The 21,271-nt window shown below is 70.9% G+C and carries 21 protein-coding genes; 3 read left to right on the top strand and 18 right to left on the bottom strand.

Going from position 1 to position 21,271, the window contains the following annotated elements; translation table 11 throughout:
• Positions 1-232: 232 nt before the first annotated feature.
• Positions 233-1,171, top strand: a complete 939-nt coding sequence (locus tag ACZ6JY_RS18985; RefSeq protein WP_469197140.1) for a 5'-3' exonuclease — start codon at positions 233-235, stop codon at positions 1,169-1,171.
• Between the two features lie 50 nt (positions 1,172-1,221).
• Positions 1,222-2,058, top strand: a complete 837-nt coding sequence (locus tag ACZ6JY_RS18980) for a siderophore-interacting protein (protein ID WP_469197139.1) — start codon at positions 1,222-1,224, stop codon at positions 2,056-2,058.
• A gap of 379 nt (positions 2,059-2,437) precedes the next feature.
• Here ACZ6JY_RS18980 and ACZ6JY_RS18975 read toward each other — a convergent pair whose 3' ends face one another.
• A complete protein-coding gene (locus ACZ6JY_RS18975) occupies positions 2,438-3,049 on the bottom strand; it encodes a GNAT family N-acetyltransferase (protein ID WP_469197138.1) in 612 nt (203 codons plus the stop codon).
• Between the two features lie 99 nt (positions 3,050-3,148).
• On the opposite strand from ACZ6JY_RS18975, the gene ACZ6JY_RS18970 reads away from it, so the two are divergent.
• Complete coding sequence (locus ACZ6JY_RS18970; RefSeq protein ID WP_469197137.1) at positions 3,149-4,093, top strand: RluA family pseudouridine synthase; 945 nt, start codon at positions 3,149-3,151, stop codon at positions 4,091-4,093.
• Here ACZ6JY_RS18970 and ACZ6JY_RS18965 read toward each other — a convergent pair.
• The 17 genes from ACZ6JY_RS18965 to ACZ6JY_RS18885 form a co-directional block, all read right to left on the bottom strand.
• Complete coding sequence (locus ACZ6JY_RS18965) at positions 4,087-5,562, bottom strand: cytochrome P450 (protein ID WP_469197136.1); 1,476 nt, start codon at positions 5,560-5,562, stop codon at positions 4,087-4,089. The genes ACZ6JY_RS18970 and ACZ6JY_RS18965 overlap by 7 nt on opposite strands.
• 83 nt (positions 5,563-5,645) lie before the next feature.
• The gene (locus ACZ6JY_RS18960) at positions 5,646-6,260 is read right to left on the bottom strand and encodes a GTP-binding protein (protein WP_469197135.1); all 615 of its coding nucleotides are present in this window, start codon (positions 6,258-6,260) and stop codon (positions 5,646-5,648) included.
• Positions 6,241-6,651 (bottom strand): DUF742 domain-containing protein, encoded by a 411-nt coding sequence (locus tag ACZ6JY_RS18955; RefSeq protein ID WP_469197134.1) that lies wholly within the window; start codon positions 6,649-6,651, stop codon positions 6,241-6,243. Before ACZ6JY_RS18955 ends, ACZ6JY_RS18960 begins: the two co-directional genes overlap by 20 nt.
• On the bottom strand, positions 6,648-7,055 hold the full coding sequence (locus ACZ6JY_RS18950) for a roadblock/LC7 domain-containing protein (RefSeq protein WP_363249891.1): 408 nt from the start codon (positions 7,053-7,055) through the stop codon (positions 6,648-6,650). Before ACZ6JY_RS18950 ends, ACZ6JY_RS18955 begins: the two co-directional genes overlap by 4 nt.
• Entirely contained in the window at positions 7,052-8,695 is a 1,644-nt protein-coding gene (locus tag ACZ6JY_RS18945) for an ATP-binding protein (protein WP_469197133.1), read from the bottom strand. The genes ACZ6JY_RS18950 and ACZ6JY_RS18945 overlap by 4 nt, the downstream gene beginning before the upstream one ends.
• Before the next feature lie 354 nt (positions 8,696-9,049).
• A complete protein-coding gene (locus tag ACZ6JY_RS18940; RefSeq protein ID WP_469197132.1) occupies positions 9,050-11,860 on the bottom strand; it encodes a DEAD/DEAH box helicase in 2,811 nt (936 codons plus the stop codon).
• Positions 11,861-11,948: 88 nt separating this feature from the next.
• Positions 11,949-12,839 carry a diacylglycerol kinase gene (locus tag ACZ6JY_RS18935; protein ID WP_469197131.1) on the bottom strand — a complete coding sequence of 297 codons (891 nt, stop codon included), beginning with the start codon at positions 12,837-12,839 and terminating at the stop codon, positions 11,949-11,951.
• 22 nt (positions 12,840-12,861) lie between these two features.
• A complete protein-coding gene (gene tatC / locus ACZ6JY_RS18930) occupies positions 12,862-13,755 on the bottom strand; it encodes a twin-arginine translocase subunit TatC (protein ID WP_469197347.1) in 894 nt (297 codons plus the stop codon).
• An 89-nt stretch (positions 13,756-13,844) separates the two neighbouring features.
• On the bottom strand, positions 13,845-14,129 hold the full coding sequence (gene tatA, locus ACZ6JY_RS18925) for a Sec-independent protein translocase subunit TatA (RefSeq protein WP_469197130.1): 285 nt from the start codon (positions 14,127-14,129) through the stop codon (positions 13,845-13,847).
• Positions 14,130-14,335: 206 nt separating this feature from the next.
• A complete protein-coding gene (locus tag ACZ6JY_RS18920) occupies positions 14,336-14,533 on the bottom strand; it encodes a hypothetical protein (protein ID WP_469197129.1) in 198 nt (65 codons plus the stop codon).
• 9 nt (positions 14,534-14,542) lie between these two features.
• Positions 14,543-14,803 carry a hypothetical protein gene (locus ACZ6JY_RS18915; RefSeq protein WP_447041882.1) on the bottom strand — a complete coding sequence of 87 codons (261 nt, stop codon included), beginning with the start codon at positions 14,801-14,803 and terminating at the stop codon, positions 14,543-14,545.
• A gap of 11 nt (positions 14,804-14,814) precedes the next feature.
• Positions 14,815-15,855 carry a helix-turn-helix transcriptional regulator gene (locus ACZ6JY_RS18910; RefSeq protein WP_469197128.1) on the bottom strand — a complete coding sequence of 347 codons (1,041 nt, stop codon included), beginning with the start codon at positions 15,853-15,855 and terminating at the stop codon, positions 14,815-14,817.
• 15 nt (positions 15,856-15,870) lie between these two features.
• Positions 15,871-16,824, bottom strand: coding sequence for a helix-turn-helix transcriptional regulator (locus ACZ6JY_RS18905; protein ID WP_469197127.1), 954 nt, complete (start codon positions 16,822-16,824; stop codon positions 15,871-15,873).
• Positions 16,825-17,027: 203 nt separating this feature from the next.
• On the bottom strand, positions 17,028-17,402 hold the full coding sequence (locus tag ACZ6JY_RS18900) for an FKBP-type peptidyl-prolyl cis-trans isomerase (protein ID WP_469197126.1): 375 nt from the start codon (positions 17,400-17,402) through the stop codon (positions 17,028-17,030).
• Between the two features lie 58 nt (positions 17,403-17,460).
• Complete coding sequence (locus tag ACZ6JY_RS18895; RefSeq protein ID WP_469197125.1) at positions 17,461-18,459, bottom strand: FKBP-type peptidyl-prolyl cis-trans isomerase; 999 nt, start codon at positions 18,457-18,459, stop codon at positions 17,461-17,463.
• Between the two features lie 150 nt (positions 18,460-18,609).
• Positions 18,610-19,971, bottom strand: coding sequence for a Pup--protein ligase (pafA, locus tag ACZ6JY_RS18890; protein WP_469197124.1), 1,362 nt, complete (start codon positions 19,969-19,971; stop codon positions 18,610-18,612).
• Positions 19,972-19,980: 9 nt separating this feature from the next.
• A complete protein-coding gene (locus ACZ6JY_RS18885; protein ID WP_469197123.1) occupies positions 19,981-21,240 on the bottom strand; it encodes an MFS transporter in 1,260 nt (419 codons plus the stop codon).
• Positions 21,241-21,271: the final 31 nt, after the last annotated feature.

Below are 21,271 nucleotides of genomic sequence, written 5' to 3'. Positions count from 1 at the left end.
CCCGCCGGCGGGCCGTGGAGCGTGGGTGGCTTCGGGCCACTTGCCCGATCGAAAAGTTGAAAACGCGACCGGCTTCGCTCCGGCTGCGCGCCTGCCCACACTTATTCACGCCAAACACAAGAGTGATCCAGTTCACATGTGTTGCGCTCTCGGCACTGGGAGCCGCCATGCGCAACGCGCCTCTCTTTCGCCCTCCACGCCGTCCGGGCCACTGTCAGTGCCGTGCGGCATGATGCGCAACGTGACTCAGCGAACACGACGGCTCATGCTTCTCGACACGGCTTCCCTGTACTTCCGGGCGTACTTCGGTGTGCCGGAATCCGTGAAGGCCCCGGACGGCACGCCGGTCAACGCCGTGCGCGGGCTCCTCGACTTCATCGCCCGCCTCGTCCAGGACCACCACCCGGACGATCTGGTCGCCTGCATGGACGCGGACTGGCGCCCGGAGTGGCGGGTCGAGCTCATCCCCTCGTACAAGGCGCACCGCGTCGCCGAGGAGATGCCGCAGGGCCCGGACGCCGAAGAGGTCCCCGACACGCTCGCGCCCCAGGTGCCGGTGATCGAGGCCGTCCTGGACGCGCTCGGCATCGCGCGCGTGGGCGTGGAGTCGTACGAGGCGGACGACGTGATCGGCACCTTCGCGGCCCGCGCGACGGGCCCGGTCGACATCGTCACCGGCGACCGCGACCTCTACCAGCTGGTCGACGACCGGCGGGGCATCCGCGTCCTGTACCCCCTCAAGGGCGTCGGCAGCCTCCAGGTCACGGACGAGGCGTGGCTGCGCGAGAAGTACGGCGTCGACGGCCCCGGCTACGTCGACCTCGCCCTGCTGCGCGGCGACCCGAGCGACGGCCTGCCCGGCGTGCCCGGCATCGGCGAGAAGACCGCGGCCAAGCTCCTGGACGCCTTCGGCGACCTGGCCGGGATCATGGCCGCGGTCGACGACCCGAAGTCCAGGCTGACGCCGTCGCAGCGCAAGCGGCTCGACGAGTCGCGGGCGTACGTGGCGGTCGCGCCGAAGGTCGTCCGGGTCGCCGGTGACGTGCCGCTGCCCGAGGTCGACGTGGCGCTGCCCCGCGAGCCGCGCGACCCCGCCACGCTGGACGAGCTGGCCGCGCAGTGGAATCTGGGCGGCTCGTTGCAGCGCCTCGTCGCCACGCTCCAGGACTGAGGTGTTAGCTTAGGTAAACCTAAGTAGTTGTTGAAGGGGAGGCCGTCGCCATGGCAGAACGTCCGGCACGCAAGGCACAGAAGGCTCACGTCGGGCGCGTCGTGCGCTCCGAGCGGCTTACCCCGCACATGCAGCGCGTCGTCCTCGGCGGGGAGGGCCTCGCCGAGTTCACGGCGGGCGACTGCACCGATCACTACGTGAAGCTGCTGTTCGACGCCGAGGGCGTCACCTATCCCGAGCCGTTCGACATACAGCGGATCCGCGAGGAGTTCCCGCGCGAGCAGTGGCCCGTGACCCGTACGTACACGGTGCGCCGCTGGGACCCCGAGGCCCGTGAGCTCACCGTGGACTTCGTGGTGCACGGCGACGAGGGCCTCGCGGGACCCTGGGCGCGCGACGCCCGGCCCGGCGACACGATCCGCTTCCTGGGCCCCGGCGGCGGCTATGCCCCCGAGGCCGACGCGGCCTGGCACCTCATCGCGGGCGACGAGAGCGCCCTGCCCGCGATCGCCGCCGCGGCCGAGGCGCTGCCCGAGGGCGCGACGGCGCACGTCTTCGTGGAGGTCGAGGGCCCCGAGGAGGAGCAGAAGATCGAGACGCACGTCCCGGTCGTCTGGCTCCACCGCGCGGGCCGCCCGCTCGGCCAGGCGCTGGTCGAGGCGGTACGCGCACTGGAGTTCCCCGAGGGCACCCCGCAGGCCTTCGTCCACGGCGAGGCGGGCTTCGTGAAGGAGCTCCGCCGCTACCTCCGCGTGGAACGCGAGATCCCCCGCGAACACCTCTCGATCTCCGGCTACTGGCGCCTGGGCCACAACGAGGACGGCTGGCAGGCGTCGAAGCGGGACTGGAACGCAGAGGTGGAAGCGGAACAGGAATCCGCCGCGTAACGCTGCGCTGACCTGAACGGTGCAACGCGGCGTCACCTTCAGCCGCCGTCAGCCGCGCTGACCTGATCCGTGCAAGGCGCCAGCCGCAGCGGCCATCAGACTGCGCGGCTCCGACGGAGTCGGAGTGGCAGTGCACGGGCTTGAGCGGCGTAACGCTGCGCCGGCTTGAGCGGTGTAACGCGCCGTCAGCTCCAGCCGCCGTCAGGCTGCGCGGCTCCGACGGCGCCGGAGCAGCAGTGCGCGGGCTTCGGCGGCGTCACGCTGCGAGGCCGCTTGGCAGAGGTGGGCGGCAACCCGCTCCCCCGGGTGCCGCCTCCAGGCGTACGCCGCGCCGGCCGCGCTCCGGGGCCGGCCGCCGCCGGTGATCACCAAGTCGCTGTCAGGCCGCCGCGCCGGTGGCCGCCGTCGCGGCACGCCCCGCGATGCGGGCGTGCAGATGCATGTCGTGCCAGCCGTCCGTGTGCAGTGTCGCGCTCCGTTTCGTGCCCTCCGTCGGGAAGCCTGACTTCGTGGCCACTCGGCAGGACGCCTCGTTGGCCGTCGCGTGGGTCAGTTCCAGACGGTGCAGGCCCACCTCCTCGAAGGCCCAGCGGGACAGGGTCTCCACGGCTCTCGGGGCGACCCCGCGGCCGCGGGCCGCCGGTACCGTCCAGTACGCGACCTCCGCCTGGCCGTCCGCGAGGACGATCAGCTTCAGGGCGATCCGGCCGACCAGGACGTCCGTCTCCGCGTCGGCTATCGCCCAGTACGCGTCCCGCTCCCCCGCCCAGGCCGCGCGCCAGTCCTCGATCCAGCCGCGCGCCTCACTCTCGGAGTCGGCCACGCGCGCGTGCCACCGCTGCAACGCGGGGTCCTGGAAAGCCTCGTACACGGAGGGCGCGTCCGTCAGCAGCCAGGGGCGGATGACGAGCCCGCCGGGGACGGAGAGCACCGGCTGCTCCCGCCGGGCGAGGGTGCCGGGTGCGACCACGTCGGAGATCTTGTAGGGCATGGCCCCATCGTGGCAGCGGCGACAGGGAGAGGGCAGCGAATTTCCACCGGGGGGCACCGCCACCGCAAGGCCCCCGGCCAGGCTTACGCTGGCCCCCTGATGAGACGCAAGCCCCGCATCCCGCCCTCCCCGCTGCCCCAGCGCGACGGCGTCGACCCCGTCCGGGTCAGACTGCCCCAGGAGACGAGGTGGCCGACCGTCCGTGACCACCTGGTCGAGCGGCTCGCGGCCGGCCCCGGTGTCATCGACGCGATGGTCCGTGAGGGCAAGGTCGTCGGCGCGGACGGCGCGGCCATCGCGGCGGACACGCCCTATGCCGCCGGAGCCTTCGTCTGGTTCCACCGGGACCTCCCCGCCGAGGTCCCCGTGCCGTTCACGATCGACGTCGTCCACCAGGACGAGCACATCGTGGTCGTGGACAAGCCGCACTTCCTCGCCACCATGCCCCGCGGCGGCCACGTCACGCAGACCGCCCTCGCCCGCCTCCGCACGGAGCTCGGCATTCCGGCGCTGGGCGCCGCGCACCGCCTGGACCGGATGACCGCCGGGCTGCTCCTGCTCACCGTGCGCCCGGAGGAACGCGGCGCCTACCAGACCCTGTTCAGCGACCGGCGCGTACACAAGGAGTACGAGGCCGTCGCCCCGTACTCCCCCGGCATACCGCTCCCCCGCACCGTCCGCAGCCACATCGTGAAGGAGCGCGGGATCATCGCCGCGTACGAGGTGGAGGGCGCCGAGCCGAACAGCGAGAGCCGTGTCGAACTCGTCGAGCACCGTGGCGCCCTCGGCCGCTACCGGCTCACCCCGCACACCGGCCGCACCCACCAGCTCCGCGTCCACATGAACACGCTGGGCCTGCCGATCCTCGGCGACCCGCTCTACCCGGAGGTGGCCGCCCCCGCCGCGCCGGACGACTTCCGGCGGCCACTCCAGCTCCTGGCGCGCGTCCTCGCGTTCACCGACCCGGTCACCGGCGTCGCGCACCGCTTCGTGAGCGGGCGGACGCTGGGCGCCTGGGCGGCGTACGACGACTGGGATCAGTAGCCGCGCCACCAGGTGACGAACCGCTGCCAGGCCCCCTCGCCGCGGTCCTGTCCGGCCGCGGGCGCCGGTGTCCGCGCGGCTGTCCGCGACGGCGGGACCGGGACGGCGGGCGGCTGGACCGGCGGCGAGGAGACGTGCCAGTCACCCCGCGAACTCGGCGCGTTCGCGGACGGCCTGGCCATGGCGTCCTGCGGCGGCCGGGGGGCGAAATACACCGGCAGCTCCACCAGATGCCGCGAGAGGATCGTCGACGTCCACCGCAACCGGCGCTCGTCGATGGAGAGTTCGACGTCCGGCAGGCGCATCAGGAGCGCGTCGACGCCGATGTCGGCGATGGCGCGGCCGATGTCCTGGCCGGGACACTCGTGCGGCCCACCGCTGAACGCGAGGTGCGAGCGGTTGCCCTTCATGTTCGCGGCGAGGTCGGGGCGTACGACCGGGTCGACGTTGCCCGGCGCGATGCCGAGGATCAGCCCGTCGCCCGCCCTGATGCGCTGCCCGCCGAGCTGGGTGTCCTGCTTGGCGAAGTAGCCGACCATGGCGCTGAAGGGGGGCTCGTCCCACAGGGACTGCTCGACCGCCTCGGGCACCGTCATCTGCCCGCCGCTGAGCTGGGCCCGGAAACGCGGGTCGGTGAGGACCATCCGCAGGACGTTGGCGAGGAGGTTGGCGGTGGCCTCGTAGGAGGCGATGAGGACCAGGCGCAGGTGGGCGCCCACCTCGTCGTCGGTGAGCTGCGCCGGGTGCGCGATGAGGTTGCTGGTGAAGTCCTCCTCCGGCTTGGCGCGCCGCCGCGCCACGAGGCCCATCAGGACCTCCATGATGTACGCGTTGCTGGCGATGGCCGTCTCGGTGCCCTTGATCATGTCGCGGGCCGACTGGACGATCCGCTCGTTGTACTCCTCGGGCATGCCGAGGATGTGGCACATCACCATCATGGGCAGATGCTCGGCGAACTGGCTGACCAGCTCCGCCTCACCGTCCAGGCAGATGTCGTTGATCAGCAGGTTCGTGTAGCGGTTGATGTAGCGCCGCAGGCCCCGGTGGTCGATGCTCGACATGGCGCCGGTGACCGCGCCGCGCAGCCGCTGGTGCTCGTCGCCCTCGACGAAGGAGGCCATGGGCTGCCAGGTGAAGACGGGCGCGAGCGGGTGGTCGGGGCCCGCGCTGCCGTCCCGCACGGCGCGCCAGATGCGCGAGTCGCGGGTGTACTGCGAGGGCGTGCGGACCATGTGGAAGTTCTCGCTGTGCCCGAGGACCACCCAGATCGGCACGTCGTTGTGGAGCAGTACGGGCGCCACCGGGCCGTGCTCGGCCCGCAGCCTCTCGTACAGCCCTGCCAGGTCGGTCTCCGCCTCGGGGCCGTGGAGGCGGCGCAGACCGCCGGCTCCGAAGCCGTGCGCGGGACAGCCGGGAGGGGGCGCCACGGGGTCGTCGGCGCTCGGCCAGGTGGGATGGGGAGTCGTCACGGTCGTCGCTCCGGGTTTCGCGTCAAGGGGTCCGGGACAATGGGTGCCGGGAGAACAAGGGAGTAGTGCGGTCTGGGGCGTGATCAGGCACGGGTCGCGGTCAGGGAGTGCAGGTAGCGCATCAAGGTCATCAGGACGTCCCTGCTCGACTCCCTGCGGCGCGCGTCGCACGGCATGATCGGCACCTGGGGCTCCAGGTCGAGGGCCCTGCGCAGGGTCTCGATGCCGTGGTCGGGCGCGTCGGGGAATTCGTTGACGGCGACGACGAACGGCACGCCGCGCTCCTCCAGGCGGCCGATCACGTCGAAGCTGACCTGGAGGCGGCGGGTGTCGACGAGCACGACCGCGCCGAGCGCGCCTTCGAAGAGCCCGTTCCACAGGAACCAGAAGCGCTCCTGGCCCGGGGTGCCGAAGAGGTAGAGGACCAGTTCCTCGGAGATGCTGATCCGGCCGAAGTCCATGGCGACGGTGGTCGCCGTCTTGCTCTCCGAGCCGTAGTTGTCGTCGACGCCGATGCCCGCCTGGGTCATCGTCTCCTCGGTGGTCAGCGGGCGGATCTCGCTCACCGAGCCGACCATCGTGGTCTTGCCGACCCCGAAGCCGCCGACGATCACGACCTTGACCGCGGCCGTGGCCGTGTGCGGAAGGACGTCCTCGCTGCGGGGGCCGGTGATCGTGTCAGAGCTTTTGAAGTCCATGCATCACCGCTTCGAGAAGGGATCGGTCGGGCAGCGCGGATCGCACGATGGGGGCGCGCGCCTGGACGAGCTCGGACCCGAGGAGCTCCGTCAGGACGACGGTCACGACGCTGAACGGCAGCGCCAGGTAGGCCGACAGTTCGGCGACGGAGATCGGGGTCGTGCACAGCCGCAGCACCGCGGAGTGTTCGGGCTGCGCCGTCGGGGCCGCCTCGCCCCGCGCCACGATGAGCGTGACGAGGTCGAGGGGGGCCCGCTCGGAGTCCTCACCCGTCAGGACGTACAGCCGTTCGGGGTTGTCCGGGTCGCGGCGCTCGCGTTGGGGGGGTGCCTCTCCTCCCGGCTCCTTCCCGGGGGAAGGGTCGTGGGGAGGTCCTTGCGGAGGAGTCATACGGCCTGCCCGTCGCGGCGTGGCGGGCTCGTCAGATGGGCCCCGATCCGTACGACGAGGTCGCGCATGCGGTTGCCGATGAGGCCCGCGTCGACGGTCTCGTCGGCGAGCACGGCGAGATACGCGCCCGCGCCCGCGGCCATCAGGTAGAAGTAGCCGCCGTTGATCTCGATGATGACCATCTTCATGCCGCCGTCGCTGTGCGGGATCTCGGTGGCCACGGCGGCGGCCAGGCTCTGGAGCCCCGCGCAGGCGGCGGCGATGCGGTCGGCCGCGTCGGGGTCGCCGCCGTAGCGTGCGATGCGCAGGCCGTCCGCGGAGAGGACGACGATCTGCCGGGTCTGCGGGACGCCGTCGGCCAGCTCCTTCAGCATCCAGTCGAAATTGGCGCGCTGCTGGATCACTGCCAGCCCCCCTCGTCGGCGATGCCGTGGTTGTTCCGGTGGGATTCCTGCGCAGGGTCGGGTCCCCGCGGTGGGTCGGTGCCCTGCGGCGGTTCCTGGCCGGGAGCGGCGGGGTCTCCCTTGACGCCCTTCATGAACGCCTCGATCCACAGGCCGGGCTCGCGCTCTTCCTTCTTCTGCGCGGGGACCGGCGGCGGTGCCGTGGTGGCGGCGTGGGCCTCGGCGGCGCGCTGGGCCTCGGCCTCCAGGGCGTACCGCTCGCTGAGCGACATCGTGACGCGGCTGCGGCGCTGCGGCAGGCCGCCCTCGGTCCACTCGGTGACCTCGGGGACCTCGTCCTCCATGGCCGCGGTGAGCGGGGAACGCAGCGGCGGGCCCGCGGTGACGACGCGGGGCTTCTTGCGGCGGATGTTGCGCTCGGGCTCCTCGATGAGGTTGCCGCTGTCGTCCACGCGGGGCACCGCGGAGGCGCCGATGCCGTGGGCGAGTCCGGGCGCCGGGCCCGTGGTGATCATCTCGTGCGGCACGATGAGCACCGCGCGGACGCCGCCGTAGGCGGACTGCCGCAGGGAGATCTGCATGTTGTACATCTGCGAAAGGCGGCCCACGACGGCCATGCCGAGGCGCGGGCTGTCACCCAGGTCGTTGAGGTCGATGCCGGCCTGCGCCTGCGCCAGCATGCGCTCGGCACGTTCGCGGGCCTCCTCGCTGAGGCTGACGCCGCCGTCCTCGATCTCCACGGCGATGCCGGTCTGCACCTCGACGGCGGTGACGTGCACCTTGGTCTGCGGCGGCGAGTACCGCGTCGCGTTGTCGAGCAGCTCGGAGCAGGCGTGGATCAGCGGCTCGACGGACGTGCCGTGGATCGCGACCTTGGCGATCGAGTGCAGCTCGACGCGGGGGTAGTCGAGGATGCGGGACATCGCGCCGCGCAACACGCTGTACAGCGGTACGGGCTTGGGCCACTGGCGGCCGGGCCGGGCGCCGCCGAGCACCGCGATGGAGTCGGCGAGGCGGCCGATCAGGGCGGTGCCATGGTCGATGCGGAGCAGGTCGTCGAAGACCTCGGGGTTGCGGCCGTGGAACTCCTCCATCTCACGCAGTTCCGCGGCCTGCTGGTGGACGATCGACTGGACGCGGCGCGCGATGTTCACGAAGGCGCGCTGCGCGGAGTCGCGCATCGCCCCCTCGTAGTCCAGGGTCTCCAGGACGTCGCGGAGCAACTGGCGGTGCGGGGCGGGCAGATCGCGGAACGTCTCGTCGTTGTCGACGACGTTGCGGATCACTTCGGCGGGCGGTTCGTTCTGCCGGAGCCGCCAGAGCGCCTCGGGCAGGATGTCCCGGCCCAGGCGTACGGTGTCGTCGTCGTGGGCCGCGATGCGCCGCTCCAGGCGGGCGAGCTGCTGTGCGTACTGCGTGCGCTGCCCCCTGATGGTGCGGCCGCGCCGCACGACTTCCGCGCCGACCAGGACGACCAGGAGGGTCGCGACGGCGCCGCACCAGATGACGGCGGGCCGGGCAGGTTCCGTCACGGCGGCGACGGCGGCTCCGGTCGCCGCGGCCATCAGCATGGCGGGCAGCAACAGGGCGCGGACGTAAGGGATTTCTCGGCCACCGGGAGGCGATTGAACACTCACCATGTATGCCCTCTGAACACTCGTCTTGGGGAAGGGGTACGCGGTTGAAGCCAGGGGAGTTAAACGAACTTTCGAACGTTTCGGGAACAAGCGCGCGAATCTGCCGCAACTCGTGTGAACTCGCCGCGCTCCGGGCGAGCTTAGTGCGCCGAAAACAGCACGGAGTAATATTTGACAACCCTCTGCGACGGCCACGGCGACGGCATACACTCGCCCATTTACACGCATGGCGATCATTCGAACGCATGGCGTAATGGCCCCGGAAACAGCGATGCCCGCCGGGCGCCCCCTCGATCAGGGCACCCGGCGGGCAACAGTGACTGCCGTAAGGCGTAAGCCGACGTCAGCCGTCAGCCGTCAGCCGACGGAGCTGTACGCCACGACTCCGCGCAGCACCTGGTCCACCGCCTTGCGGGCGTTCTTCGCCACCGTGCTTCCGCCGCGCGGAGCCGCCGCGGAGATCTGGCCGAGGACGTCGATGACCTGCTTGCACCAGCGCACGAAGTCACCGGCCGGCATCTCCGCCTCGCGCAGCACCTCGTCCAGGCCCTTGCCGTTCGCCCACATGAACACGGCCCAGGCGAAGCCCAGGTCCGGCTCGCGCTGGCCGACGCCCTCGGTCTGGCTGATCTTGAACTCTTCCTCCAGGGCGTCGAGCCGGCCCCAGATCCGCACCATCTCGCCGAGCGCCGCCTTCGCCGCGCCGGACGGCACCTTGGGCGCGAGCGCGTCGTCGCCGACCCGCGCCTCGTACACCAACGCCGAGACGCACGCCGCCAGTTCGGCCGGGCCGAGCCCCTCCCACACCCCGGCGCGCAGGCATTCGCTGGCCAGGAGGTCGAGCTCTCCATAGAGCCGGGCGAGCCGCTTCCCGTGCTCCGTGACCTCGTCGCCCCGCAGATAGTCCAGCTCGCTGAGCAGGGCGACGATGCGGTCGAAGGTGCGGGCGATGGTGTTCGTCCGCCCCTCGATGCGGCGCTCCAGCTGCGTGGTGTCGCGCAGGAGGCGCTGATACCGCTCGGCCCAGCGCGCGTGGTCCTCGCGCTCGTCGCAGCCGTGGCAGGGGTGCGCGCGCAGCTCCGTGCGCAGCCGTGCGATCTCCTGGTCGTCGGCGGCCGCCGCGCGGCTCTTGCGGTGCCGGTCGGGGACGATGTGCCCGGCCTTGGTGCGCAGCGCCGACGCAAGGTCCCGGCGGGACTGCGGCGAGCGGGCGTTGAACGACTTCGGGACGCGCATCCGCTCCAGCGCCTCGACCGGCACCGGGAAGTCCATCGCGGCGAGCCGCTTGACCTGCCGCTCGGCGGTGAGCACCAGCGGGCGCGGCCCGTCGACGTGGTCGAAGCCGCGGTGGCCGTTGGCCCGCCCGGCGGGCAGGCCGGGGTCGAGGACGAGCGCGAGCCCCGCGTACTTCCCCGTGGGCACGTGGATGACGTCCCCCGGCTTGAGCTTCTCCAGGGAGGCGGCGGCCGCGGCCCTGCGCTGGGCCGCGCCCTGCTTGGCCAGCTCGTTCTCCCGGTCCTTGAGCTCGCGGCGCAGCCGCGCGTACTCCTCGAAGTCGCCCAGGTGGCAGGTCATGGAGGCCTTGTAGCCCTCCAGGCCCTCCTCGTTCTTCTGGACCTGGCGCGAGATCCCGACGACCGACTTGTCCGCCTGGAACTGTGCGAAGGACGTTTCGAGCAGCTCGCGCGAGCGGTGGCGCCCGAACTGCTCCACGAGGTTCACCGCCATGTTGTACGACGGCTTGAAGCTGGACCGCAGCGGATACGTGCGCGTGCCCGCGAGTCCGGCCAGGTGGTCCGGGTTCATGGCGCGCTGCCAGAGCACCACCGCGTGGCCCTCGACGTCGATGCCGCGCCGTCCGGCCCGGCCGGTCAGCTGGGTGTACTCGCCGGGGGTGATGTCGGCGTGCTGTTCGCCGTTCCACTTCACGAGCTTTTCGAGGACCACGCTGCGCGCGGGCATGTTGATGCCGAGGGCGAGGGTCTCGGTGGCGAAGACGGCCTTCACGAGGCCGCGCACGAACAACTCCTCCACGACCTCCTTGAAGGTGGGCAGCATGCCCGCGTGGTGCGCCGCGATGCCGCGCTCCAGGCCCTCCAGCCATTCGTAGTACCCGAGGACGTGCAGGTCCTCGTGCGGGATCGAGGCCGTGCGCTCCTCGACGATCTCGCGGACCTTCATCCGGGCCTCGTCGTCGTTCAGCCGCAGTCCCGCGTACAGACACTGCTGGACCGCCGCCTCGCAGGCCGCGCGGCTGAAGATGAACGTGATCGCGGGCAGCAGCCCCTCGGAGTCGAGCCGCTCGATGACCTCGGGGCGGCCCGGCGTCCAGACCCGCGACCGCTGTCTGCGCTCCCGCTCGCGGTCGGCCTCGCGGATCATCTTGCCCTTGCGGCGGTCGCGCGGGTTGTACGAGCGGGTGGCCTCCAGGCGCGCCATGCGGGTCAGGTCGGGGTTGACCGCCTTCTTGCGGCCCTCGCCCTCCTCGAAGAGGTCGTACATCCGGCGCCCGGCGAGCACGTGCTGGAAGAGCGGCACGGGCCGGTGCTCGGAGACGATCACCTCGGTGTCGCCGCGCACGGTGTCGAGCCAGTCGCCGAACTCCTCGGCGTTCGACACCGTGGCCGACAGGGAGACGAGCGTGACCGACTCCTGGAGGTGGATGATCACTTCCTCCCAGACGGCGCCGCGGAAGCGGTCCGAGAGGTAGTGCACCTCGTCCATGACCACATAGCCGAGGTTGACCAGGGCCTGCGAGCCCGAATAGAGCATGTTCCGCAGGACCTCGGTGGTCATGACGACCACCGGCGCATCGGAGTTGACGCTGTTGTCGCCGGTGAGGAGGCCGACCTTGTCCGCGCCGTACCGCCTGGCGAGGTCGGCGTACTTCTGGTTGGAGAGCGCCTTGATGGGCGTGGTGTAGAAACACTTCCTGCCCTGGCCCAGGGCGAGGTGCACGGCGAACTCGCCGACGATCGTCTTGCCCGACCCCGTGGGGGCGGCCACGAGCACGCCCTTGCCCGCCTCCAGCGCCTGGCAGGCCTCGATCTGGAAGGGGTCGAGGCCGAATTCGTACATCTCGCGGAAGGACGCGAGTGCGGTGGCCTGCTCGACAGCGCGCTTGCGCGCCGCCGCATACCGCTCGGCCGGTGAGAGGTCCTCTGTCATCGTGCTTTCGAGACTACCGGCCACCACTGACAACGGACGATCATTATCGGGAGCCGAGGGCAGCCGGGGAGGCGTTGCGCGCGAGCGCTCAGGGCGCCAGGATCCGCACGGCTCCCGGCACGCACTCGGCGGTCAGCGGCAGCGCTCCCAGTGGCTCGCCGTCCGCGTACCCGGTGATTCCGGGCGCGGCCAGCTCCACCCTGGCCGCCCGGTGCACGGTGACCTTCGGATGGTCCAGGTGCGTGCCCCTGTACACCCGCGGGAACACCCTGAGCAGCGTCGTACGGCTGCAGTCCCCCACCACGGTCACGTCGAAGAGCCCGTCGGTCAGGTCGGCGCCGGCGCAGATCCGCATGCCGCCGCCGTACGAGGTGCCGTTGCCGACGGCGACCAGTGTGGCCTCGACCTCGTGGACGTCGCCGCCGTCCAGCGTGATCCGGTACGGCACGGGCCGGAAGGCGGCCAGCTCGGCGACGATCGCGAGGTCGTACTTGAGGCGCCCGGCGGGCCACCGCATCCGGTTGCCCCGGTCGTTGACCCGGGAGTCGAAGCCGGAGGCGAGGACCGTCGCGAACCAGGTGCCGCCGACCCGCCCCAGGTCGATGTCGCGGGCGCACGCCCCCTTGATCGCCTCGGCCGCGGCCTCCCCCGCGGCGGCCGGATCACGCACCGGGAGCCCGAGGCCCCTGGCGAAGTCGTTGCCGGTGCCCACGGCGACCACACCGAGCGGGGTCGGCGTCCCGGCCACGGCCTGTATCGCCAGGCTCACCATGCCGTCACCGCCGACGGCTATCAGGGCCCCGGTGCCGGCCGTGACGGCCTCACGGGCCCGCCGCAGCGCGTCGGGGGCGTCCTCGCCGATGACGGTGCGCACGGAGAAGCCACGGGCCCGCAACGCGGAAGCGGCCGGCTGCGCCGCGTGGGCGCCCCGGCCGCGGCCCGCGGTGGGATTGACGAAGAGGGTGATCTCGCTGGTCACGGCGGGACCCTACAAGGTCACATCAGGTCACGTCATCGAAACCGTTCACCCGCTGGTCCGACCGGCCCGTGCTCGCCTGCTCGGGCAGCGCCTTCGCCGTGGAGACGGCCTCGACGTCTCCGACGGCCTCGGGCGTGAGATCCAGGTCGGACGCCTCGTCGTCGTCGAGCTCGGCGTCGGGGTCGTTGCGGCGTCGGCGCCTGTCGTTCAGGAAGGAGATGCCGACCGCGAGGAAGTAGAGGACGACGATCGGCCCGGCGAGAGCGATCATGCCGACGGGGTCCGTGGTCGGGGTCGCCACCGCGCCGAAGACGAAGACACCCATGACCACGCCGCGCCACCAGGTGAGCATGCGGCGCCCGGTCACCATGCCGGTCATGTTGAGCATCACGAGAAGCAGCGGCAGCTCGAAGGAGGCGCCGAAGACGAGGACCATCCTGACCGTGAAGTCGAGGATCTTGTCCATCGCGAGGAGGTTCTCGGCCTGGTCGGGCGTGATGCTGATCAGGACCCGCATGCTGATGGGCATGATCGTGTACGCCAGCCAGGCGCCCCCGAAGAAGAGCGGCACGGCGGCGGCGACGAACCAGTAGGTGTACTTCCGCTCCTGCTTGTGCAGGCCGGGCGCGACGAAGGCCCACAGCTGGTACAGCCACACCGGGCTGGACACGATGATGCCGACCATGAGGCTGACCTTCACCGTGGTGGTGAAGGGTGACAGCAGGTCGTTGAACGTCACCCTCGCGCAATGGCCGCCGGTCGGGTCCATGCCCGGCTTGCAGCGTGGCACGGGGTCAGCCAGGAACTCCATCAGCTGCTGGCTGAAGAAGGCCGCCACGATCGACACGACCGTGATCGCCAGCATGCCCTTCGCGAGCCGGTTGCGGAGCTCGCGCAGATGCTCCCCGAGGGGCATCCGCCCCTCGGGGTCCTTGTCCTTGCGGGCAGACTTGAGCAACCCACGTCCTCATCTCGTGCGGCAGGCCGGCCTGTGCCGGCCTTGGATCAGCGCTGCGTCGTACGATCGGTCGGCTCGGTGACCGGGCGGGAGCTGGTCACGTCGCCGGGGGCAGCCTGGATCGTGCGCTTCTGGACGGCGGGGTCGCTCGGGGGGTCGGCCGGAGCGGCGTCGTCCGTCTTGCTCTCGGACTTCATCGCCTTGGCCTCGCTCTTGAGGATGCGGGCGGACTTGCCGAGGGAGCGCGCCATGTCAGGCAGCTTCTTGGCGCCGAACAGCAGCACGACAATGACGAGGATGAGAATGATCTCGGTGGGGCCGAGCCTACCCATAGCTAATACCTTCTTCACCGAGGCGACAGGAGTCTGGTGCGCGTAGACCGGACATACATCCGATCTCCACGCTGGCAGCGATCGTAACCCCCCGGGGTAAACGCTCGGCAATCCCCGCGCATACTCCGAGTACGGCCCCCCGCCTCGATTTCGGGCCGTCATCGCAGCGTACCCGCCCACCTCCGGCAGGTGACAGGCCGCGGATGCTACGGAGTCCCCTGCCCCGCACGCGCCACTGCCGCCGCGGCCTTCTCCAGGTCCTCGGCCGCCCGGTTGATCTGCTGTGTGGTCCGGTTCACCTGGTGCGCGAGACGCTGCGCCTCCACGAATACCTTGACCGCCAGTACGCCGAGGACGGCGAGGCCCAAGAAGCCCGCCGCGATCGCGAGCATCGCCCAGAACATGCGCCGAGCCTAGACGGTCGAGTGCAGACGCAGAGTCCGCACCCCGCCGCCGGTGAGCAGTTCGACGATGCGCTCGCCCGCCGGCCTGCGGGCCGACACCCCGCACTCGGGGCAGGTGAAGGAGTAGAAGGTGGTGCGGTCGCTGGCGCCGATCACCAGGCGCAGCGCCCCCGCGGAGAGCTCGAAGCGGGCGCGGCAGTCCGGGCAGGCGGCCGTGAAGAGGACGGGAGCGGGCCTGGCCTGGGCCGGCACTCCCGGCAGCCCGGACATGGTCGGTGTGCTCAACGCCCTTGCTCCTGCCGTTCATATGCCTGCGCGTACGGCTGCTCATCGTAGGCCCCGCCCAGCGCCTCGTCGCGCGCTTCGGCATACGCCTCGTCGTAGGCCGCGAGTGCTTCCCGCGCGGCCTGCCGTGCGCTGTCCGCGAGCTGTACGGGGGAGACGATCCGCCCGTCCCCGCCGAGCCGCAGCGCGAGCCGGCGCAGCGAGGTGGGGTCGGGGGTGCGCAGGGTGATGCGGAGGCCGCCGTCGGGCAGTTCGTCCGCACTGTCGTGCGGGTAGTACTCCGCGACCCAGCGGCCGCCGGGGCCGACCTCGACGACGACCTCGGGGTCCTCGGCGGCGGGCTGCACGAGCGCCTCGGAGAGATCGCGGAGCTCGACCTCGGGCGGCGCGGACGGCTCGTCGAGGATCTTGATCTCGGCGACGCGGTCGAGGCGGAAGGTGCGGCGCGCCTCGGAGCGGCGGCACCACGCCTCCACGTACGTGTGGCCGACGCTGACCAGGCGGATCGGGTCGATCTCGCGCTCGGTCAGCTCGTCGCGGGCCGGTGAGTAGTAGCGGATCCAGAGCCTGCGCCGCTCGGAGATGGCCCGGTCGACGTCGGCGAAGACGCCGCCCTCGGACTCGAAGGTCACCGAGAGCCGGGCGCTGGCGCCCGCCGTCTCACCGGCCGCGGTCTCCAGCTTCGCGGTGGCGCGCAGCAGCGCGAGGCGGTCGCTCTCGCGCAGGCCGGGCAGGGTGGCCACCGCGCGGGCGGCCACGAGCAGCGCGGTCGCCTCGTCGGCGGCGAGCCGCAGCGGGGCGGCGACGTCGTCGGGGTTGTGCCACCAGATGCGGTCGCCGTCGGTGTCGATGTCCAGCAGGTCGCCGCCGCGGAAGCTGGTCCCGCACAGGGGCAGCACGTCGAGGTCGGAGATCAGTTCGTCGGGGGTGATGCCGAAGGCGCGGGCGACGTCCTCCACGTGCGCGCCGGGCCGCTCGCGCAGATAGGTGACGAGCGACAGCATCCGTCGTGTCTGGTCGATGGCGTTCGAGGCCATTGGTCTTCCGTCCCCTCAGCCCTTGGCCACGGCGCGCAGCCGGTCCATGACGTCGGCCCGCAGCTCGGCGGGCTCGAGGACCACCACGTCGGGTCCGAACTCCACCAGCCAGGCATCGAGCCCGTGCCCGTACGGAATCTCCAACTCGTCCCACCCGTCGCCCAGTTCCCGCAGCGAGCCCGCCTTGGCCCGCAGCGGATAGCCGGCCTCCGCGCGGAGCCTGATGCGGGCCGTGCGGTCGGCGGACTCCCCCGCCCAGCTCGCCACGGTCTCACGCACCGTGACGACGTCCGGGACGTCGACGGTGTACTTGCCCGCTCGGGCGCGGACCTTGCCGGTGATCCGCGAGAGCCGGAAGACGCGCTCGGCGCCCCGGTCGCGGTCCCAGCCCGCGAGGTACCAGTGCCCGCGCCAGCACTCCAGTGCCCACGGCTCGACATGGCGCTGCTCGGGGCGCGCGGCGGTGGCCTTGCGGTAGTCGAAGATGACGGGGCGGCGGTCGCGGCAGGCGAGCATCAGCGGCTCGAAGGACGCCTCGTGCGCGGGGATGCGGGGCTCCAGGGCGCTGTGTGCCCCGTACGGGTCCATCTCCTCGGGCAGCCCGGCGGCGCGCAGCTTCTGCAGTGCGCCGCTGGCGGCTCCGGCGAGGCGGGCCTGCTGCCAGACCTTGGCGGCGAGGCCGAGAGCGGCGGCCTCCTCGGCGTCGAGGGTGATGGGCGGCAGGCGGTTGCTGTCGCGCCGTGCGAGGTAGCCGACGTCACCGTCGAGGTTCTCCACGGTCTCGATGACCAGGCCGAGCTCGCGCAGGTCGTCCTTGTCGCGCTCGAACATCCGGTTGAAGGAGTCGTCCGAGCCCGCTTCGAGGTAGGCCTCGATGGACTCGCGCAGCTCGCGCTTGCTCAGCGGCCTACGCGTCCCGAGCAGGCACAACGCCAGATTCATCAGCCGCTCGGCCTTGGCAATGGCCATTGACGCCCTTTCTCGGCCTTACACACATGCTTCTCGAACACACAACGCTTGCGAGCACACAATGCTTCCGACCGATGACCGTACCGCCCCGGGGTGTCGCGGCAAAAGCCGAGGGCCCATGCCGGACAGGCATGGGCCCTCGGCGGACGCGTGCGCCGGGTCGGGTCGCGGGGCGAAAGGCCCGCGGCCCGGTCAGCCGGGGCTCAGACCGCGACGAGGTCGCAGACGAAGATCAGCGTCTCGCCCGGGGCGATGCGGCCGCCACCGGCGCCGCGGTCGCCGTACGCCAGGTGGGCGGGGATGATCAGCTCACGACGGCCGCCGACCTTCATGCCCTGGACGCCCTGGTCCCAGCCGGAGATGACCTGGCCGGCACCGAGCTGGAACTCCAGCGGGTTGCCGCGGTTCCAGCTCGCGTCGAACTCCTCGCCCGTGCTGAAGGCCACGCCCACGTAGTGGACCTTGACGAAGTCGCCGGCCTTGGCGACCGGGCCGTCGCCCTCCCAGATGTCCCTGCTCTGCAGTTCGGCCGGCGGCTCGCCGCCCGGGAAGTCGACCTCGGGCTTTTCAATGCTCACGAAAATGCTCCTGCTTGGTACGGAAAGTCAGCGCGGACAGTCTTACATCCCCGGGGGCTCACGACTTCGCGAGGATGTCCACGGTGAAGACGAGGGTGGAGTCCTTCTTGATGGAGCTGCCCTGCGGCGGCTTGTCGCCATAGCCCAGCTTCGGGGGGATGACGATGAGGACGCGGCTGCCGATCTTCTTGCCGGTCAGACCCTGCGCCCAGCCCTTGACGACCTGCGCGAGCTGGAACTGGGCGAGCTGCTTGCGCTTGTACGAGGAGTCGAACTCCTTGCCGTCCTCCCAGAGCACGCCCTTGTACTGGCACAGGAGGCTGTCGGTCTCCTTGATCACGTCGCCGTCGCCCTCGAGGATGTACGAGGAGACGAGCTTCCCCGGCGCGTCGGTCTTCGGGATGTCGATCGAGGGCGCCTTGCCGTCGGTGTCCGTGCCGACCTTCGGCAGGTCCTTGTTGGACTGGGCGACCTCCTTGCCCTTCGACGAGCTCGTGGCGTTGAACGTGTCCACGAGGTCGACGACGAACACGAGGGTGTCCGAGCCCTTGATGCCCGCCTCCTTGTTGCCCTGCTTGCCATAGCCCAGCTCCGGCGGGATGGCGAGCTCGACGCGGCTGTCGAGCTTCTTGCCGACGAGGCTCTGGTCCCAGCCCGGGATGACCTGGCCGACGCCGATCGGGAAGACGGTGGGGCTGCCCCGGTCGTAGGAGTTGTCGAACACCTTGGCCGTCGCCCAGATCTGGCCGAGATAGTGCGCCTGGAGATAGTCCCCCTTGGCGACCTCCTTGCCCTTGCCCTCGATCAGCGTCTTGACCGCGAGGTCGGAGGACGGCTTGCCGGAGCCCTTGGCGACGGTCGGCTTCTGACCGAACTTGTCGCCCTTGGTGATCTCGGGCACGGGTCCGCCCACGATCTTCGCCTTCGGGGCGGCCGACGGCGAGTTCGTCGGGGCTTCGCTGGTCTTGGACTTGGCCTTGTCGGGCTTGTCGTCACCACAGCCTGCGAGCGTGAGCAGGCCGGCCGGGACGGCAAGGAGGAGGGAGCGTCGGCGCACGGTGGGGGCCTCGTATCGGTCGATCTTGTGGATTGGCGTGCGCGCAACTCTACGGCGTGAGAAGGGCGCCGTACGAGGAACGTACGGCGCCCGCGTTGCGTTCCCACAACGCCACTGGCTTCACCGGGGTCACATCCCGGCGGACCGGGGTCACATACCGGCGATCAGCTTCTCCACCCGGTCGTCGACCGACCGGAAGGGGTCCTTGCACAACACCGTGCGCTGTGCCTGGTCGTTGAGCTTGAGGTGCACCCAGTCGACCGTGAAGTCGCGGCGCTGCTCCTGGGCGCGCCGGATGAAGTCGCCGCGCAGCCGCGCGCGGGTGGTCTGCGGGGGCACCGATTTGCCCTCGAAGATCTTCAAGTCGTTGCAGATACGGGCGGCTTGGCCCTTCTTCTCCAGGAGGTAGTAGAGCCCGCGACGGCGGTGGATGTCGTGGTAGGCGAGGTCTATCTGGGCGACCCGCGGATGCGACATGGTCATGTTGTGCTTGGCGCGGTACCGCTCGATGAGCTTGTACTTCATGACCCAGTCGATCTCGGTGTCGATGCGGTCGAGGTCCTCGGCCTCGATCGCGTCCAGCGTCCGCCCCCACAGTTCGAGCACCTGCTCGACGGTGCCGGTGCGGATGCCGCGGCGGTCGACGAAGTCCACCGCCTTCTCGTAGTACTCGCGCTGCACCTCGAGGGCGGACGCCTCGCGGCCGCTGGCCAGACGCACCTTGCGGCGGCCCGTGATGTCGTGGCTGACCTCGCGGATGGCCCGGATCGGGTTCTCCAGCGTCAGGTCACGCATGACCGTGCCCGCCTCGATCATGCGCAGCACCAGGTCGGTGGCGCCGACCTTGAGGAGCATGGTCGTCTCGGACATGTTGGAGTCACCGACGATGACGTGCAGCCTGCGGTAGCGCTCGGCGTCCGCGTGCGGCTCGTCGCGGGTGTTGATGATCGGACGGGAGCGGGTGGTCGCGGAGGACACGCCCTCCCAGATGTGCTCGGCGCGCTGGCTCACGCAGTACACGGCGCCGCGCGGAGTCTGCAGCACCTTCCCCGCACCGCACAGCAGCTGGCGGGTGACGAGGAACGGGATGAGGATGTCCGCGAGCCGCGAGAACTCTCCGTGCCGGGCCACCAGGTAGTTCTCGTGGCACCCGTAGGAGTTTCCCGCCGAGTCGGTGTTGTTCTTGAAGAGATAGACGTCGCCCGCGATTCCCTCCTCGTGAAGGCGACGTTCTGCGTCGACGAGCAAGCCTTCCAGAATGCGCTCGCCGGCTTTGTCGTGGGTGACCAGCTCGGTCACGTTGTCACATTCGGGTGTTGCGTATTCCGGATGTGATCCCACGTCAAGATAGAGGCGGGCGCCGTTCCGCAGAAAGACGTTGCTGCTGCGGCCCCATGACACAACACGGCGGAAGAGGTAGCGCGCCACCTCGTCAGGTGACAGCCGGCGCTGTCCCCTGAACGTGCACGTGACGCCGTACTCGTTCTCCAGCCCGAAAATGCGGCGGTCCATGACTGAACATTACGCCTGATGCCCGGCACTGAAACCGGGTTCGACGGCACCGTTTCGATCATTTTCCGATGAACCCGCAACAACCCCTGTTTCACCGGGCGTCACCAGTACCCGCGCGGTGGCCAGCAAAACCACGAGAGCCGCCCCGCCTGCGAGTCCCGGCACCGCGAACCCCCATACCGTCCCGCCCCACTCGACCACCGGTCCCGCCGCGGCCGTGCCCAGCGATGCGCCGACCGTGAACGTCGTGACGAGCCACGAGAACGCCTCCGTGACCGTGCCCCGCGGGGCGTGCCGGTCCACGATGATGAACGCGCAGGCGAGCGCGGGCGCAAGGAAGACCCCCGCCAGCGCGGCCAGCGCCGTCATGGGGAGCGCGCCGGGCATCAGCGTCAACGGCACGTAGCAGACCGCGAGGAGGGCCACCAGGACGCTCAGCCGCCGCTCAGGGACGCCGTGCCACTGCCTGGCGCCGTATACCGACCCGCCGATCAGCGCGCCGAGACCGAGCGCCGCCATCATCCAGCCGTAGACCGCGTCACCGCCGTGCCCGTCCGCGTACGACACTCCGGCGACGGTGATGGAGCCGAGCCCCATGCCGATGAAGAGGAACGCGCCGAGGAGCGCGAGGAGGCCGGGCGAGCGCAGCGCCCCGAGCCAGTGCGCCTCGCGGGGCGCCGAGCGCCACGCGCGTGACGGCTGGGACATCACTACGGAGAGGGCGCCCAGCACGCCGATCGCGTTCACGACGAGGAGCGCGGCCTGCTCCGACCAGAGAGCCACGCACCCGGTCACGAGCAGCGGGCCGACGGTGAACATCACTTCCTGGGCGATGGCGTCCATCGCGTACGCGGTGTGGACCCGCTCCTCCTTGCCGAGGACGCTCGGCCACAGCGCCCGCAGGCCGCCCTCCAGAGGCGGCGTGAACAGCCCCGCGGCGCCCACCGTGACGTACGCCAGGGCCAGCCGGTCGGGCCCGGTGAAGGCGAAGGCCGCCATGCCGAGCGCGGAGAGCAGGGCCGCGGGAAGCTGCACGCGCGGCTGGCCGTGCAGGTCCACGAGCCGGCCGAGCAGCGGCTGCCCCACCGCGTTGGCCACGCCGTACACCGCGGCCAGCGCCCCGGCCAGGCTGTAGGTGCCGCCCTCCGCGCGGATGAACAGCACGATCGCGATGGCCGCCGTGGCGTTGGGCAGCCGGCCCACCAGCGTCCCGGCGAGCAGCCGTGTCGCGTACCGCGTCCGGAGGATCTCCGCGTATCCCGCAGCCATGCCCGCCCGCCCTTCCCCCGCGCCGCCACGG

Source organism: Streptomyces sp. NPDC046335 (assembly GCF_055587985.1).
The sequence above is the reverse complement of the archived record's forward strand: the minus strand, read 5'-3'. Positions and strand labels throughout refer to the sequence as shown.